Here is a 17482-nt window from a genome sequence, read left to right on the forward strand (position 1 = left end):
ACGGAATCTTCATTTGCTTCATCGATTAAACTGTCGATATCGTCCAAATCAAATTCATCACTTTCTTCAACTAACGTATCAGTTGGCGTTTCATTAGCTGAATCATCATTTGCTTCATCAATTAAGCTGTCGATATCGTCCAAATCAAAGTCATCACTTTCTTCAACTAACGTATCCGTTGGCGTTTCATTAGCTGAATCATCATTTGCTTCATCAATTAAGCTGTCGATATCGTCTAAGTCAAAATCGTCACTTTCTTCAGAAGTTTTATCAGACGTGTCTACTGGTTCGGCACTCGTTTGATCAAGTAAATCATCTATATCAAAATCATCGGTCGCAAGCTCTTCGCTCAATGCTGCCATTTCATCGTTAGATTCTAAACTATCACTTTGTGGCTCTTTTTCTGCTGGTGAATCAAACTCAGGTAAGCTGTCATCTTCGTCAAATAGGCTATCTAAGTCATCATTACTTAAAATATCATCGGTGCCAGACGGTTCTTGGTCTAAATCTAAATCAATATCGTCCAAGCTATCATCAGCACTGTCGTCAAATCCTTGTTGCGTGAAAATATCGACTTCATCGTCTTCGTCACTTTCATCATCAAAAACAATATCGTCGCTAAGAAGGCCTTCTAACTCGTCTTGATCAAGTAAGTTATCTGAATCATCAAGTTCGTCTGAGTCATCTTCTAATAAATCATCATCTGGAAGCATGTCACCTTCGAGATGATCATCTAATTGAACGCTCAAGTCATCCAATGGATCTGGAATGATTGGGTCATCAAGTGGATCAGTTGCTAAGTCATCCTCATTAGAATAAGTTGGAGTTTGCGGTAAAAATTCATCATCTGCTTGAGACTCTTCTTGATTGCCTTTTCTTTTGCGAAGAAACATAACAATTGCAAAGATAATCAATAATCCGGGAATGAACATTAACAGCCCAAGCACAATAGGGTTTGACAACAAGGCTAGTAAGTCAAAACTGCTTTGAGGTTCAACCTCTTTAGCTTTTTGCTGGGCAATTATTTCATTTTGTTTAAGTATTAATTCCTTTAGCTGCAGCTGTATTTCACTATCTTGCCCTAATTGTTGGCGAACATTTTCGAGCTCTTTAGAAATTCCAGTCAGCTGTTTTTTAAGGTTATTATTCTCAACTAAAATCTCTTCAACATTTGTTACTGAACTTTTAAACTGTTGCTGTAACTCAACTAATTTATTAGTTTGGTCGGTTTTGATTTCTTTTATTTCTTTTTGTAACTCTTTTTTGGCGTCGTCTACATCAACTTTACGCGCTTGTGTAACTTGTGTTTGAGCTGATGTTATTTCAGTTTGTGTAAGTGTTCCGTTTTTTTTCTTTTCCCATAACTCGTCATCTTGCTCAGAACGCTGCCTAGCTAGTTGAGTATTCACACGTCTAATTTCAGATAAAGTGGGTATTTTTAAATAGGCCCCACTTCGCATATGATTGAGGTTTTGATCTAAAAATGAGTCGGGGTTTTTGTTATACAAGGCCTGCATAACTTGATAAATACTTACAGAGTTATCTGGACGCACTTTTACGGCTATGCGCCAAAGTGTATCGGTGGGTTTAATCGGACCAATAGACCGCCCTTGAGCACCATAGTCAACGCCTTTAGGCCCCTTTAATTGGGTACTATCTTGTGTATATACAGGCGTTACTACCAGTGCAGACGCTAATATTATAAGTATAGCCAAACCGCGCATGCTGATCCTTTAATGTCTAAATGTTACAAAGCACTCTTAAATAGGTGCGTAAACATTGATTACTCTTGCCTTATCAGTCTAATGACTGACTCACATTTGTTATTACAATCTATTTTTGTTGCAAGCTCTATTCCAATTACAAACTATAAACCACTTAGGGCACAATATCCATTGCAACACATTGAAAAGAAATGCCTTAACAACACATTTTTAATATTGATTTATTGAGTATTATCAGTAACTTTATTAAATATTATAAAAAACGGCAAAAAAGTGGCACTCTATTTAAACAAAAAGCGGCAAACACATAGTGCTTACCGCTTTTAAAGAGTGCTTAACATTTAAAAATGTTACATATAATTTTCTATTAACTCTTCAGCTATTTGAACGCTATTGGTTGCAGCACCTTTACGGGTATTATCACTAACAACCCACATATTTAGGCCATGAGGGTGTGAAATATCAGCGCGCAAACGGCCAACATATACAGTATCGTTACCACTGGCATCGGAAACCGCTGTTGGATAATCACCTTCATCGTCAATTAGCTCAACGCCTGGTGCATCATTTAACAGCTGTTTAACGTGTTCGAAGTCGTATTGCATACGTGTTTCAATATTAATAGATTCAGAATGACCAAAAAACACAGGAACACGCACACACGTTGGGTTTATTGCGATTGTTGTATCACCTAATATTTTGTGCGTTTCGTTTACCATTTTCATTTCTTCGCGGGTATAGCCGTTATCTTCAAAGCTATCTATTTGCGGAATAACATTAAAGGCTATTTGCTTAGGAAATATTTCATTATCCATTGGGCGTGCATTCATCAAGTTAGCTGTTTGCTTTGCTAACTCATCAACAGCTTCTTTCCCAGCCCCTGATACCGCTTGGTAAGTTGATACATTTATTCGATCAATACCATACGCGTCGTAAATTGGCTTTAGTGCCAACATCATTTGAATAGTCGAACAATTTGGGTTTGCAATAATATTACGATTTCTAAAGTCGGCAAGACTTGAGGCGTTTACTTCAGGTACGACAAGGGGGATTTCAAAATCATTTCTAAAATGCGAGGTGTTATCAATAACTATACAACCTGCATCGGCTGCAATTGGGGCATATTTTTCTGAGACGCTCCCACCGGCAGAAAACAATCCAATATGCGCTTGGCTAAAATCAAAGCCTTCAACGTCTTGTACTTCAATTGTCTCACCACGAAACTTAATGTCTTCACCTGCACTGCGGCTGCTCGCAAGCAAAAATAGCTGATCAACCGGAAATTTACGATCTGCTAATGTTTCGATAATTTGACGCCCTACTAAACCAGTAGCACCAAGTACGGCAACGTTATATTTTTGCGACATATTTTTTCCTCTTTAAACGATATTAAAACACCGTTAAATTAATAATTAGTTGGTTAGTTTAAAACCAAGTTGACCTAAGGCAGCTAACTGCGAGCCATCACCATTAACGGTTAAGGTGCTAAATTCTCTCCTTACAGGATAGTTTTTACGTAAACTATCAAAACCATCCGACTCTAGATGACGAAGTAAAATCCCATCATCCCTTCTTACATCGTAAATTGTGTGCACTAAGCGTGCGATGTCTTGCTCTGTAAAACTTGAACTAACAGTAGCCTGCGTAATAGCTGGTACCGGTAAAAAATCGCCTAACGATTTCATAGCTTCAACGCCTTTGAGTTCGCATAGCTTTTGATACAGCATTTGTGTACCTCTTGCCTTACCCTCTAAGGTATGGCCTGCAATGTGTACACTGGCATAGCGTACATGTGCAAGTAAATCTGTTAAAATATTAGGTTCATTTTCCCACACATCAAGCACTAAATCTAAATCGGCCCCTGCTTCCATTAAATCTAGTAAAGCACTATTGTCAATAACATCCCCTCGGCTGGCATTAATTATCGTAGTACCCGGTTTTAAGGCGTTAAGCCTTACTTTATCCATCATGTGAAGTGTTTTATGAGGCCCTTTTTTAACAAGTGGCACATGGAAAGTTACAATATCTGATTGTGCAAGTAGTTCATCTAACTCTACATGCTCATTTAATAACCCTTGTGCATGTTTTAACGGATCGCACAAAAGCAGCTTTACATTTAATGCTTTTAACTTTTTAGCCAAACAACTGCCAATACTTCCGACCCCTACTATGCCAATAGTTTGCCCTGTTAATGGGCGGGCGTTTTCTTGGCTTAACGCAAATAAGCTGCTAATAACATACTCTGCAACAGCAATGGCATTACACCCAGGCGCACTTGTAAATGCGATGTTTTTGTCTTTCAAAAGAGCTGTATCAATATGATCGATACCAATAGTCGCAGTACCAACAAAACTTAAATTATTCGCTTTTGCTAATAACTCACTAGTAACATTGGTAACTGATCGGGTGAGTAATACTTCTACGTCTATCAGTTGGTCAGGTTTTAAGTTACGTCCATCAAACCGCTCAACCTCACCAAAATCTGAAAAGTACTGCTCAACTAAAGGCATGTTTTGATCGGCAAGAATTTTCATCACAGAGTCCATTTGGCAATTAAGGGCGCTATTGTATCGAACAACCAGACCTTTGCACAAACTAAAAAGGCCGAATCAAAAACTGATCCGGCCTTTTTAGCAAAATAAAATATAATGTTTAAATTACATTGTATTTTTACGCAAACTTAAGTTTATAACTCAAAATCTTTTTTGAATTTTAAACCAAACTCACTACGGTCGTTGCTTCTCATAACACCAACAAAGCCTGATTGTTGTAGACGACCTACATCGTATACTTCGTTCAGAACGTTTTCGCCATAAAGTGTTACTTCCATATCGCCATATGCGTTAGTGTAAGAAATGTTAAAGCCAACTAACTCACGCGAATCAATTGTTTCACTTTGGCTATATACTGACTGACCTTGCATTTCACTACGGTATGAATAATTAGCATTTAGCGCAACCGTTGCACCACTGTCTAAATCCATAAAGTATGATGGGGCAACCATTACAGTCCAGCGAGGTGTTAAAGCCGGTGAATCACCTTTACCAATACCTTGAACGCCGGCATCAACCTCTGTAATTTCTGAATCTAAGTAACCTACCGCACTTCTTATTGTAAAGTCGTCAGTGATAGCAACGGTGGTTTCAAGCTCTATACCTTGTGCTTTTGATTGACCCGCATTTTCAACAATAGTTACAAAACCACCACCCGCTGTTGGATCTGAAAACGGAAGTGCTAAATCAGTGTAATCAGTAACAAATACCGCTAGCATCATAGATACGTTTTCGTGTACCTGGCCTTTCAAGCCCATTTCGTAGTTAACGGCTTTAGTTTCGTCGAACGATACAAACTGATCAGGTCCACCAAATGGACGTGGTGGGAAGCCACCAGTTTGATAACCTTTTTGAATTTGACCATAAACGTTCATGTTGTTACTGATTTGGTAAGATGCATTAATATCCCACGTCACAGCGTCAAACTCTGCACTTACGTATTTACGTTCAGCAAATGTAGGGAAAATCGCATCGGCATCTTTCTCATCTTTTGAGTATCGAAGGCCACCACCAATACTTAAATCATCTGTTAAATCGTAACTTGTATTAAAGTATACAGCGTATGAGTTTGTTTCTTGGTTTATTTCAAAGTCACCATAGCCACCAAATGAAGGTGTAACACCATCATTTAATAAACCATTAGGTGTGTTGAATGGGCTAAATACAAATGGACCAGAACGTGTAAAACCATCTTCATTAAAGAAGTAAAGGCCTGATACAAAGTCCATATTGTCGTAAGTCGCATTTAGTTGGATTTCAAACGAGTACTGGTCTGCACCACCCTCTTCTGGGAACTCAGATAAGTTAAGAGGTGACGCATCATCATCAAGTCCACCTTCGTATTCAGAAGTGCGGTAACTCGAAATAAATTTAGCCGTGTACGTATCATCAATTGCCCAATCAGCAGTAAATGACGTACCCCACCCTGAGTAAGACGTAGATTCAATACCAGCAACGGTAGTGCCTAGATCATCAGGGTCTGATGGGATCATGTCCTGTGTTAATAAAGGGAAGTCACCATTAAATACATCATTTGCATCAAGCGGCTCAGTTAACTCAATAGTGTAAGGAGATTGACCCGACTCGTTATCAACACCATCAAGTGAAAAAGTAAACGCTAAATCGCTATTAGCCTGCCATTTAAGGGCTACGCGGCCGCTAAACTCTTCTTCTTCACCAATTTCTTTTTCAGGGTTCGCTAGGTTCACTGCTTCGCCAACGCCGTCACGTGTTTTGTATGACGCACTTGCTGACATACTTAACTCATCATTTAATGAGTTATTAAAGTACACATCGCCGGCAATACGGCCACGGCTACCTAACTTTGCAGACGTTGTTAAAATACCTTCATCGCCCGGCTGTTTGGTAATAACGTTTACCGCACCACCTAACGTGTTACGGCCATATAAGGTACCCTGTGGGCCGCGCAGTACTTCAACACGCTCAACATTTGGTAATGATAAGTTAGACCCCATTTGACGACCTAAGTAAACCCCATCAAGGTATACACCCACACCTGGGTCAGTAGTAATAATGTGATCTTGTAAGCCAATACCACGGATAAATACAGAAGCATGGGCTGCATTGCCTACACCGTAACGTGTGATATTTAGATTAGGGACGTATTTACCAATATCTTCAAGGTTACTCATATTGGCTTTATCAATTAAGTTAGCACCAATTGATGTGATAGCGGTTGGAGATTCAAACAAGCTCTCTGTACGTTTACGAGCTGTAACTTCAATTTTTTCAAACGCATCTTGCTTTGCTGTTGTTTTGGTTTCTTCAGCGTTTACTGAGGTAGTCAGGGCAGCAACTATTGCTAGGCTTAACTGTGAGAGTTTGCGTAGTTTCAAAATATTCTCCAAAGGATACCGTAAATTATTTATTATGCATTTACTGGTGCAACCAGTAAGTTTTGGGCATAAAAAAAGATGCGTGGTAGCATCTTTCCTCTGGAAGGGCATTATATTACACAATTGTGAATTTATGTATTTATTTTTTGATAAAAGTAAAAACGTACCTAATGGAGGAAAAGCTAACACGTTGCAGCTATACTTGCCTCTTATGCAATTACGGCATAAAACCTCACGCTGTAAATATATGTTATGAAATTAAATTGGTTGCAACTTATTTTGATATTTTACTTAAAATCATTAACCTACATTAAAAATTTCAGATATATACCGCAAAAAACAATAACAAAGTATTAAGTTTATTAATTTTTATTACTAACTTGCTAAATTGATTAGATATAGCTCTATTTCACTTCTATAATACGCTTGAATCAACATCTAATTAACTAATAGGAAATACATATGAAAAAGCTATCTGTAGCAGTAGCATTATGTGCGGCTTTAGCAACAAACTATGCTAGCGCCGAAGTTCGAATTAATGGCTTTGCATCAATTGTCGGTGGAAAGAGCCTTGATAGTGACAGCACCTTATATGGATATGATGATGACATTTCATTTAAAAACGAAAGTGTCTTTGCATTACAGCTATCAGCTGACCTAATGGAGAAACTAACGGCCACAGCTCAAATTGTTGCCCGTGGTGAAAATGATTTCGACGCAGAATTTGAATGGGCTTACGTAACTTATGAACTAAGCGACGAGTTACAAATTAGCGCGGGTAAAATGCGAGCTCCATTTTTCCGCTATTCAGACTTTTTGGATGTTGGTTACGCTTATCGTTGGGTACGCCCACCTCAGTCAGTTTATGGTATTCCTTTTTCTACATATGAAGGTTTAAGCTTATTGCACAATACACAGCTTGGCGATTGGGATTCAACGGTGCAGCTAATGTACGGAAGCTATGACGGCGAATTAGATGCAATTACTGAAAAAACTCAAGGCGAACTTAACGATTTTGCAGGCATTAACTGGACACTTGCATATGACTGGTTCAGTGTACGTGCTGCATACTTGGTTGCAGAAACATCATTTGCACTTGACGGAACAGACCCTAGCGGCGCTGCGTTAAATGGCTTAGAAGCAGCACTTCGTGCAAACAGCTTAAACACGTTAGCTGACGATATTGCAATTGACGAAGATGACAGTTACTTCCTAGGCTTTGGCTTCTCAATTGATTATGATAATTTCTTATTCGACGCTGAATATACACAGTTTGAAGTAGAAAACAGCATTTTGACTGAGCAAACACAATACTATGCATCTGTAGGTTATCGCTTGGATGACGTTATAGTTCATTTTACGTATGAAGATAATGACGATAAACATGATGCATCTCGCTTCGATCCAATTGCAACAGTGCCAAGTCTGAATGCTGCTATAAACGGTGCATTGACAGGTGTTCAAGCGCAAAGCAATGTATACACTATCGGCGCGCGTTATGACTTCCACCCTTCTGCAGCATTTAAAATTGACTTTAGCCGCTTTGAAGACGATGTAACCGATACAGAAACTGATGTTGTTGCTGTTGGCGTTGATCTTGTATTTTAATTGGAGCAGATAATGAAAAAATTAATTTTAGCTAGTGCACTTTCATTGTGCTCAATTAATGCTTTTGCAGAAGTTGCAGTAATAGTTAACGCTGGTAACGCAAATGCTTTAGATGCAGATACAATTAAAAAGATATACCTTGGTAAAGCCAAGTCATTTGGTGATGGTACTAAGGTAAACCCAGTAAACCAAGATGGTACCGCTGCTGCAGATGAGTTTAACGATAAAGTTGTAGGTAAATCTGGCAGCCAGCTTAATGCTTACTGGTCTAAACTTGTATTTACAGGTAAAGGGACACCTCCAGAGAAATTAGGCTCAGATCAAGCTGTAATAGATTTTGTAGCAGCTAATGCAGATGCTATCGGTTATGTAGATAGCGCAAAAGTTAGTGACAATGTAAAAGTGGTTGCGACCTTTTAGCCGGTTAGCCCGTAAATTAAAAAAACCACCAAATGGTGGTTTTTTTATACCTGTAAAAAGTTATGTCTGTTGGCTTAACAAGTTAATCTCGTGTCCAATCTTGCGTTCTAAGTTGTTCTATTGTTGCAGGCTGGTGAGACATACCTAGCTAGCCTTCAAAACAACAAAGCCTCCAAAAGGAGGCTTTAATAGAGACTTTAGCTGTTCAGGTTAATTATTCAATTCTGAATTTGGCTGTAGCGTCTAATAAGTTATCTGATAAGTAATGTAGGTTTTTAGCTACATCTCTTACAGCCAGTAATGAGTCCATGGTATCTTCAAAAGAAACATGCATATTAGATACATTTTCTACAACCATGGCTGCAACCGATGTTTGCTCTTCAGTTGCTGCTGCTATTTGTGAGTTCATGCCATTTATTTCTAGCATTTGCTCAGCAATTTTCTCAATTGATATTCCTGTTTTTTCAGCCGCTGTTGCATTATCTGTTGCCATATCTCGAGCTGAAGTCATCGCAGTAACCGAATCATTAGCAGCAGTCGTCAAAGCACCTAACAATTCGCGTATTTCATTCGTTGAATGGGCGGTTCGTGAAGCAAGTTCTCGTACTTCATCAGCTACTACCGCAAACCCACGGCCATGTTCACCAGCACGCGCAGCCTCAATAGCCGCATTAAGCGCAAGTAAGTTGGTTTGATCGGCAATTGAAGTAATTACATTCAATATTTGTGATACGTTTTTTGTATCGTCCGCAAGTTTATTAATTGTTGTTGCTGCTTGGTTAATTTCATCACTTAGCGTACGAGATGCATTGACAGACATTTGTACCTGGGTACGGCTTTGCTCTACTTCTTTTTCTGCCGTTTCAGCCGCATGTGATGCATTTGCTGCAGATTGAGAAATATCACCAACACTTTGCTTCATCTCTTCCATTGATTGCTTAACAATTTCAGCATCTGTTGTTTGTTTTGTTGTTGCGCGTTCAGCCTGCTCCATACCCTGTACTAAACGGGTAGAGTTTTCCATCAATGGCTCACATACAGCAATTACTTCAAGTACGGTTTCTTTTAACAGCGCAATAAAAGCATTAAAGTTAATAGAAACTTGGCCAATTTCATCTTTAGAATTTACGGTTAATTGAGTACTTAAAGAGCCTTTTCCATTTGCTAATAAGCTTAAATTATTTGCAGCATCGCTTGCTGATGAGCCAATGTTTTTCGCAATCCAAATTGCCATAAATAAAAGCAATAATAAAGATACAATAGATACAACAAGCATTAAAGTAAGGGCATTATCTGAGCGCGTATTAGTGCTTTCAACTAATTCAAAAAAGCGGTTATCTGCCTTTTGTTGGGCTGCCTTAAAGCTCTCTAAAACAGAACCGTAAAGACTTGTTTTTAACTGGGCTTGTTGCTGAATTTTACTAAAATCGGCCGTGCCATTTACCATACCATTAGCAATTGTAGCTGATATCTTCTCGTAGTCGGCTAATTCTTTCACTACATCATTGCTAATGTAGCCATTACTCATTTGCTTAATTAAATTTATGTTTGATTCAATTGTTTTGTAAGTATCATCAGCTTTAGTTATTAAGTCTTGTTCGCCAAATGTAACTGCTTGGGTGTAAAGCTCATCTAGTTTTTCTAAGAGCCCTACGTTCGCTGATGTTAACTTTACAACCTTATATGAAGAGTTGCCCATTTCATCTAAAGAAGCTCTATTATCATCTATGGCAAGAAAATTAATTAATACCATAATTATAAAAGCAACAACTGCAATACATGTTATTGCATGTATTTTTTTAGTTATGCTTAGGTTTTGAAAAGAGAAGCCTGAAGCCATACTATTTACCTTTTTGAGTTATCTAAATATATTATCGGCTCAATACTGATAAGTGTGAGTTAAATTTGTAAAATTTCTAGTTTTTTTTTCATTTTAATCATTAATTAAGCTAAAAACTGAAATTAACACAAGTAAATTGACTTTATTGGGTACACGATGTGTTTCCTGTTAAAAATATCACCAAAGAATCTAAATTATTGTTATAACCAAACGTTTTAAGTGCAAAAAACAACCAAAGCAAATTTTAGGTATAAAAAAACCAGTAACATAATTGCTACTGGTTTTAAATTTGGTGCGGATGGGGGGACTTGAACCCCCACGCCCTAAAGCACTACCCCCTCAAGGTAGCGTGTCTACCAATTCCACCACATCCGCTATTTTAAATTTTTGTTCGCTTGTTTTATCTGTTTGAGGTTAACAAATAGCTGAACAGTAAACTGTATTAGTTTGGTACGTCTGAGTTACTTTCTTTGTTAGAAGTAACTGGAACATCTTCTTCAACAGGGACCACTGTTTCAACAGCAGGTGCTGCTTCTAGATTTTCCCATTCATCAGTCTGTTTGATCTGACCGGCTGTTAAGTTACCTAGAACAATACTCAACACAAAAAAGACTGTAGCTAGGCTTGTTGTTGTCTTTGTCATAAAGTTACCAGCACCTGAAGAACCAAACACAGTCCCAGAAGCGCCTGCACCAAATGAAGACCCCATATCAGCACCTTTACCTTGTTGGATTAAAACCATACCAACTAAAGCTAAAGCTACAACTAAATAAACTACTAATAAAATTTCGTACATCTTATACGGTCCCTTTTGCACTGTTACAGATCGCAACAAAAGATGCTGCTTTTAGACTAGCGCCCCCAATAAGGCCACCATCAATATCTGGTTGTGCAAATAATAATTCGCTATTTTTTCGTTAACGCTTCCACCATATAAGATGGTAAGCCCTTGTGCTAAATCACTGTCTAAAGACGCAATTTTGTCACGGATAAATTTGTGAACAGCTTGTGCCTGTTCTGGCGATGCAGTCTTACCTGTGCCTATGGCCCAAACGGGCTCGTATGCTATCACAGAATCTTTCAGCGCTGCTACACCTAATTTTTTAATTACCGCATCTATTTGAGCAGCAACTACATGTTCTGTTTGTCCACTTTCTTGCTCTGCTTCACTCTCGCCAACACAAAGAACGGGTATTAAACCAGCCGATTGAGCTCTAGCAAATTTATCAGCAATAACATCGCTGCTTTCGTTATAAATACTACGACGTTCTGAATGGCCAACTAGCGCATAATTTACGCCAAGGTCTTTCAGTAGTTGTGCATCAACTTCACCAGTAAAAGCGCCAGGCGTGTTTTCAGATACAGTTTGAGCACCTGTTATGACACCGCTTGCAATCATTGCTGAAACAAGTGGGAATGGAGGAAATAAAATAACATCTATTTCTGGTGATTTAATACTATTTATAGCATCCGACATATCTTTGACTAGCTCTATTGAGCCATTCATTTTCCAATTGCCAGCGACCATTGCCTTACGTATTGCCATTTTCCACTCCACATTAGAAAGCGGGCGAGATATTAACTTTTCTCGCCCAAAGTTACAAGAGGTTATTGTTATCAATCAGGTTGTTTGCTCATAGATTCGACAATCTCTGCAATCTTACGTGCACTGTCTAATACTATTTTTTCTTGTTCTGCTTCAACCATAACACGAACGACAGGTTCAGTGCCTGATTTACGGAGTAAAACACGGCCCTTATTACCTAAGTTTTGTTCCACTTCTTCGACTGCCGCAAGGACTTTTGGCGCCGTTGTAGGATCGGTACCCGGTGTATAACGCACGTTAATCATTTTCATTGGGTATTTTGTAAACCCGGCGCCTAAATCTTGAAGCGTTCTATTTTGTGCAACCATAGCAGCCAGCACTTGCAAGCTTGATATAATACCATCACCCGTTGAAATTAAGTCTAGATTGAGTACATGGCCTGAACTCTCTCCACCAATTTTCCACCCTTTTTGCTGAAGTAATTCCATTACATAGCGATCGCCAACTTTGCTTCTAGCAAACTCAATGCCTTTTGCTTTAAGTGCATTTTCAAGGCCCATATTTGACATAACAGTACCAACAACACCGCCACCTAAAATATGATCGTTCGCTGCCTGACAAGCAATTATATAAACTAAGTCGTCACCATCAAATACACGGCCATTATGGTCAACCATCATTACACGGTCGCCGTCACCATCATAAGCTATACCTACATCGGCTTTATGTTCAAGTACTTTGCGTTTTAACGTGTCTACATGAGTTGCACCGCATTCATGGTTTATATTTACACCATTTGGCTCACATGCATGCGTAATTACGTCAGCGCCGAGCTCACGCATAACTGATGGGGCAATATGATATGTTGCGCCGTTAGCGCAATCTACAACCACTTTTAATCCCTCCAAAGACAACCCTTGTGGAAATTGACTCTTACAAAACTCAATATAACGTCCGTCTGCGCTTGCCAAGCGTGTTGCTTTACCTAACTTATCTGAGGCCACACAGGTCATTTGCTCATCAAGCATTGCCTCTATTTCAAGCTCTACAGCATCATCAAGTTTTAAACCTTGACCATTAAAAAATTTGATACCGTTGTCGTAATATGGATTATGTGATGCGCTTATTACAATACCGGCTTCAGCCCTAAATGTTTGTGCTAAATAAGCAACGGCCGGCGTAGGCATTGGGCCAAGCAGAACAACATCAATACCGGCGGCTATTAAACCTGCTTCAAGGGCTGTTTCAAGCATGTAACCAGAAATACGTGTGTCTTTACCAATAATAACTTTTTTTGTTCCACCTTTTGATAGCACACGTCCTGCAGCCCAACCCAGCTTCATTGCAAACTCAGGGTTGATTGGCGCTGTTCCCACTAAACCACGTACGCCATCTGTGCCAAAATACTTTCTTTGTTTCATTCTATTATTCCTTTTATACACGCTTGGTAAACACCAAGTACATCTGCAGTTTCTTTTACGTCGTGAACGCGTATTATTTTTGCACCATTTTGTGCGGCAATAAGTGCGCCAGCTAAACTGCCGGCCATTCGTTCGCTTGTGTCTCTGTTTAACAGGTTACCAATCATCGACTTGCGAGAAAGCCCCGCTAATAATGGCAAGCCTAATTTATTAAAATCATTAAACTTGGTCAAAATTTCGTAGTTATGGCTTAATGTTTTTCCAAATCCAAAGCCTGGGTCAAGAATAAGCTGCTGAGCTTTTATTCCCATCCCCTCACAGGCACTAACGCGACGTTTGAAAAATTCATTAATATCGCCCATTAAATCACTATATTGTGGAGATGTTTGCATACTTCGGGGCTGACCCTGCATGTGCATTAAGCAAATTGCGATGTTTTCAAATTGTGCAACAACATTCAGTGCGTCAGGCTCTTGTAATGCGCGAACATCATTTACCATATCTGCACCAGCTAAAATAGCCTGCCTCATCACCTCAGCTTTACTCGTATCAACAGAAATAACACAATCACTCTGAGTACGTATTGCTTTTATTATTGGCACCACTCGTTCAAGCTCATCATCAAGGCTAACTGCCTGAGCACCTGGTCGAGTAGACTCACCACCAATATCAATTATTTTTGCGCCATCAGTTAATAACTGTAATGCGCGCTGCACAGCGATGCTGGGGTCTATAAATTTACCACCATCTGAAAATGAATCAGGGGTTACATTTAATATACCCATAATCACAGGCTCAATTAAATTTAGTTCTCGACCATTTGGTAAGTTAATAATGTTGTTCATAATGAGCCTTGTTTGCTTTTCAGAATTCAAACAAATCTAACTAAAAATTAGAGCGAAATTTAAACCGATACAAAAAAGACCCCGAAGTACGGGGCGTTTTTGAGTATTTTAACGATTATTCAGCTTTGTCATCAACATTTGTTTCATCTTTTTTAGATGATTCTGTTGTTGATTGGCTTTCATCACTAACAGGCTCCTTTACAGAATCTGTTTGTGGTGCTTTAGGCTCATGACGGTCATGAGCATCGCGTGGCTCACGCACTGGCTGGCGCGCCATTAAGTCGTCAATTTGCTTAGCGTCAATCGTTTCGTATTTCATTAACGCGTCTTTCATTGAATGAAGAATATCAATATTCTCTTTCAATATTTTTTCGGCACGCTCGTAGTTTCTATCTGAAAATAAACGAACCTCTGCATCAATTACTTTAGCTGTATCATCCGACATGTTAGATGCACGACTACCGCCACCACCCATGTACATTTCGTTTTGATCTTCGGCGTAAAGTAGTGGTCCTAATTTTTCGCTTAACCCCCAATGTGTAACCATTTTGCGTGCTATGTCTGTTGCACGTTCAATATCGTTACTCGCACCGGTAGTCACTTTATCGGCACCGTAAATAAGTGCTTCAGCGATTCGACCACCATAAAGGCTAGAAATCATTGATTCTAATAGCTCTTTAGAATGACTAACACGATCTTGTTCTGGTAAATACATAGTCACACCTAGCGCACGGCCACGTGGAATGATAGATACCTTATAAACAGGGTCATGCTCTGGCACCATGCGACCAACAATTGCATGGCCGGCTTCGTGGTATGCCGTCATTTCTTTCTCTTGCTCGCTCATCACCATGGTCTTGCGCTCTGCGCCCATCATGATTTTGTCTTTAGCAGCATCAAACTCAGCCATATTTACAACACGTTTGTTACCACGTGCAGCATAAAGTGCAGCTTCGTTGACTAAGTTAGCTAAATCAGCACCCGAAAAACCGGGTGTACCGCGAGCAATAACAGCTGCATCAACGTTGTCACCTAATGGTACTTTACGCATGTGCACTTTAATAATCTGTTCACGACCGCGTATATCAGGTAAGCCAACTTCTACTTGACGGTCAAAACGACCTGGGCGAAGTAATGCAGGGTCTAATACGTCTGGGCGGTTAGTCGCAGCAATAACGATTATGCCTTCGTTACCACCAAAACCATCCATTTCTACCAGCATTTGGTTTAATGTTTGTTCGCGCTCATCGTTACCGCCGCCCATACCTGCGCCACGTTTACGACCTACTGCATCAATTTCATCGATGAAGATAATACAAGGCGCTGCTTTTTTGGCTTGTTCAAACATGTCACGCACGCGCGATGCGCCTACACCAACAAACATTTCAACAAAGTCAGAACCCGAAATTGTAAAAAAGGGTACTTTTGCTTCGCCGGCAACAGCCTTAGCAAGCAACGTTTTACCTGTACCTGGCGGTCCAACCATAAGTACACCCTTAGGTATACTACCACCTAATTTTTGGAATTTAGACGGGTCGCGCAGGAAGTCCACCAATTCGGTAACGTCTTCTTTTGCTTCATCACAACCAGCAACATCGGCGAACGTAGTTTTGATTTGGTCTTCGCTCATTAGACGTGCTTTGCTCTTACCGAATGACATAGCGCCTTTGCCGCCACCGCCTTGCATTTGACGCATGAAGAAAATCCATACACCAATAAGCAGTATCATCGGGAACCAAGAAATAAATATGCTTGCTAAAAATGATTGTTCTTCAGGCTTTACACCTTTCACGTTTACATCACTTTTAAGTAAGTCATTTAAAATGTCTTTGTCGTAGATTGGCATAATGGTTTGAAAGCGCTCACCATTATTTTTAGTGCCTGTGATTGTTCCACTGGTGCTCTCGATTGCCACTTCTTGTATTGAGCCATTTCGGGCATCTTTTACAAACTGACTGTAACTTGTTTGACGGTCGATTTGCTCGCCACCATTAAAGCTCTGAAAGACTGACATAAGCACAACTGCAATGACCAGCCATAGTATTAAATTTTTCGCCATATCGCTCAAGGGGTTAACCTCTTGTATCCAATTAATTTAAATTCAACTAAACGCCAAGCAACTGTACTACAGTTTGTATCCAGTCGCTACTATATATACTTCCCGAGAACGGGCACGTGAGGCATCAGGTTTGCGTATTTTCACTGCTTTAAAACTATTACGTACTTCCTGCAAGTATTGATCAAAGCCTTCGCCTTGGAAAACCTTAACAATAAATGCACCATTTTTCTTTAGAACTTGATTACACATATCTAGCGCAAGCTCAACTAAATACATACTTCCAGCTTGGTCCACTGAGTTATTACCACTCATGTTCGGTGCCATGTCAGAGAGTACCACATCAACATTTTTTCCATCAATGCGTTTTAATAAAGCATCTAACACGGCTTCTTCACGAAAGTCACCTTGTAAAAAATCAACGCCCGCTAGAGAGTCCATAGGTAAAATATCACAAGCAACAACTTGCCCCTTGTCACCTACCTTCTCGGCTAAATACTGTGACCAACTACCCGGGGCAGCCCCTAAATCCACCACAGTCATACCAGGGCGAAGTAACTTGTCTCTATTTTGTACTTCATCTAATTTAAAAACCGCTCTTGAACGCCAGCCTTTTTTTTGCGCTTCCTGAACATATTTATCATCAAAATGTTCTTTCAACCATCGCTGTGAACTGGCTGACTGTTTTTTATTTGTCATAAATTACACGCAACTAATTAGTAATATTCTCTAGATGGCGTTAGAATACCCTTAATTCAAGCCATATTCAGCAAAATTTGTATAAACATGACATTATCAAATAAACAAAAGCAGTTTTTAAAAGGCGAGGCACATAGCCTTAAGCCTGTAGTTTTACTAGGTTCTAACGGTTTAACCGAAGGCGTAGTGATGGAAATTCAAAGTGCACTAGAAATTCACGAATTAATCAAAGTTAAAGTACCAACTGACGATCGTGAAACCAAAGCGCTTATTTTTGAAGCTATAGTTCGTGAAACAGGTGCGACAAAGCTTCAAACAATTGGCCACACTATTGTGCTTTATCGCCAAAGCCCTGAGAAAAAAAATTCAACTGCCGCGTAACTAATTTACTTTCTGAGTAAATTATTGCGCTTA

At 39.5% G+C, this 17482-nt stretch carries 12 protein-coding genes, 1 tRNA gene and 2 pseudogenes; 3 read left to right on the top strand and 12 right to left on the bottom strand.

Going from position 1 to position 17482, the window contains the following annotated elements; translation table 11 throughout:
* The 4 genes from P20480_RS18185 to P20480_RS08125 all read right to left on the bottom strand — a co-directional run.
* On the bottom strand, positions 1-1724 hold a 1724-nt coding region (locus P20480_RS18185; RefSeq protein WP_033025512.1), incomplete at its 3' end, for a FimV/HubP family polar landmark protein.
* A gap of 350 nt (positions 1725-2074) precedes the next feature.
* Positions 2075-3091, bottom strand: coding sequence for an aspartate-semialdehyde dehydrogenase (locus P20480_RS08135; RefSeq protein ID WP_006793896.1), 1017 nt, complete (start codon positions 3089-3091; stop codon positions 2075-2077).
* A gap of 45 nt (positions 3092-3136) precedes the next feature.
* Complete coding sequence (locus P20480_RS08130) at positions 3137-4258, bottom strand: 4-phosphoerythronate dehydrogenase (protein WP_008130114.1); 1122 nt, start codon at positions 4256-4258, stop codon at positions 3137-3139.
* A 152-nt stretch (positions 4259-4410) separates the two neighbouring features.
* Entirely contained in the window at positions 4411-6633 is a 2223-nt protein-coding gene (locus P20480_RS08125; RefSeq protein WP_008130118.1) for a TonB-dependent receptor, read from the bottom strand.
* Between the two features lie 462 nt (positions 6634-7095).
* On the opposite strand from P20480_RS08125, the gene P20480_RS08120 reads away from it, so the two are divergent.
* Positions 7096-8241, top strand: a complete 1146-nt coding sequence (locus P20480_RS08120) for a porin (protein WP_006793899.1) — start codon at positions 7096-7098, stop codon at positions 8239-8241.
* A 12-nt stretch (positions 8242-8253) separates the two neighbouring features.
* Positions 8254-8661, top strand: a complete 408-nt coding sequence (locus P20480_RS08115; RefSeq protein WP_008130121.1) for a type 2 periplasmic-binding domain-containing protein — start codon at positions 8254-8256, stop codon at positions 8659-8661.
* A 214-nt stretch (positions 8662-8875) separates the two neighbouring features.
* Here P20480_RS08115 and P20480_RS08110 read toward each other — a convergent pair whose 3' ends face one another.
* The 8 genes and pseudogenes from P20480_RS08110 to rlmE all read right to left on the bottom strand — a co-directional run bounded on the left by P20480_RS08110 (position 8876) and on the right by rlmE (position 17068).
* The gene (locus P20480_RS08110; RefSeq protein ID WP_006793901.1) at positions 8876-10501 is read right to left on the bottom strand and encodes a methyl-accepting chemotaxis protein; all 1626 of its coding nucleotides are present in this window, start codon (positions 10499-10501) and stop codon (positions 8876-8878) included.
* A 290-nt stretch (positions 10502-10791) separates the two neighbouring features.
* Positions 10792-10876 (bottom strand) — tRNA-Leu (locus P20480_RS08105).
* Between the two features lie 67 nt (positions 10877-10943).
* Positions 10944-11297 carry a preprotein translocase subunit SecG gene (secG, locus tag P20480_RS08100; protein ID WP_008130122.1) on the bottom strand — a complete coding sequence of 118 codons (354 nt, stop codon included), beginning with the start codon at positions 11295-11297 and terminating at the stop codon, positions 10944-10946.
* 1 nt (position 11298) lies between these two features.
* Positions 11299-11978: pseudogene (gene tpiA / locus P20480_RS08095) on the bottom strand (triose-phosphate isomerase).
* Positions 11979-12118: 140 nt separating this feature from the next.
* Entirely contained in the window at positions 12119-13468 is a 1350-nt protein-coding gene (glmM, locus tag P20480_RS08090; RefSeq protein WP_006793904.1) for a phosphoglucosamine mutase, read from the bottom strand.
* Entirely contained in the window at positions 13465-14313 is an 849-nt protein-coding gene (gene folP, locus P20480_RS08085; RefSeq protein ID WP_008130126.1) for a dihydropteroate synthase, read from the bottom strand. The genes glmM and folP overlap by 4 nt, the downstream gene beginning before the upstream one ends.
* 115 nt (positions 14314-14428) lie before the next feature.
* Entirely contained in the window at positions 14429-16372 is a 1944-nt protein-coding gene (gene ftsH, locus P20480_RS08080; protein WP_033025514.1) for an ATP-dependent zinc metalloprotease FtsH, read from the bottom strand.
* A 66-nt stretch (positions 16373-16438) separates the two neighbouring features.
* Positions 16439-17068 carry a 23S rRNA (uridine(2552)-2'-O)-methyltransferase RlmE gene (gene rlmE, locus P20480_RS08075; RefSeq protein WP_006793907.1) on the bottom strand — a complete coding sequence of 210 codons (630 nt, stop codon included), beginning with the start codon at positions 17066-17068 and terminating at the stop codon, positions 16439-16441.
* A gap of 87 nt (positions 17069-17155) precedes the next feature.
* Here rlmE and yhbY point away from each other — a divergent pair.
* A pseudogene (gene yhbY / locus P20480_RS08070) lies at positions 17156-17453 on the top strand (ribosome assembly RNA-binding protein YhbY).
* Positions 17454-17482: the final 29 nt, after the last annotated feature.

Source organism: Pseudoalteromonas sp. BSi20480 (genome assembly GCF_000241365.1).
Lineage (GTDB): Bacteria > Pseudomonadota > Gammaproteobacteria > Enterobacterales > Alteromonadaceae > Pseudoalteromonas > Pseudoalteromonas marina.

Bases quoted from the DNA above. Each gene is read 5' to 3' on its own strand.
- P20480_RS08130 (WP_008130114.1), bottom strand. From the start codon at position 4,258: ATGAAAATTCTTGCCGATCAAAACATGCCTTTAGTTGAGCAGTACTTT.
- P20480_RS08115 (WP_008130121.1), top strand. From the start codon at position 8,254: ATGAAAAAATTAATTTTAGCTAGTGCACTTTCATTGTGCTCAATTAAT.
- folP (WP_008130126.1), bottom strand. From the start codon at position 14,313: ATGAACAACATTATTAACTTACCAAATGGTCGAGAACTAAATTTAATT.
- P20480_RS08135 (WP_006793896.1), bottom strand. From the start codon at position 3,091: ATGTCGCAAAAATATAACGTTGCCGTACTTGGTGCTACTGGTTTAGTA.
- glmM (WP_006793904.1), bottom strand. From the start codon at position 13,468: ATGAAACAAAGAAAGTATTTTGGCACAGATGGCGTACGTGGTTTAGTG.
- rlmE (WP_006793907.1), bottom strand. From the start codon at position 17,068: ATGACAAATAAAAAACAGTCAGCCAGTTCACAGCGATGGTTGAAAGAA.
- ftsH (WP_033025514.1), bottom strand. From the start codon at position 16,372: ATGGCGAAAAATTTAATACTATGGCTGGTCATTGCAGTTGTGCTTATG.
- secG (WP_008130122.1), bottom strand. From the start codon at position 11,297: ATGTACGAAATTTTATTAGTAGTTTATTTAGTTGTAGCTTTAGCTTTA.
- P20480_RS08110 (WP_006793901.1), bottom strand. From the start codon at position 10,501: ATGGCTTCAGGCTTCTCTTTTCAAAACCTAAGCATAACTAAAAAAATA.
- P20480_RS08120 (WP_006793899.1), top strand. From the start codon at position 7,096: ATGAAAAAGCTATCTGTAGCAGTAGCATTATGTGCGGCTTTAGCAACA.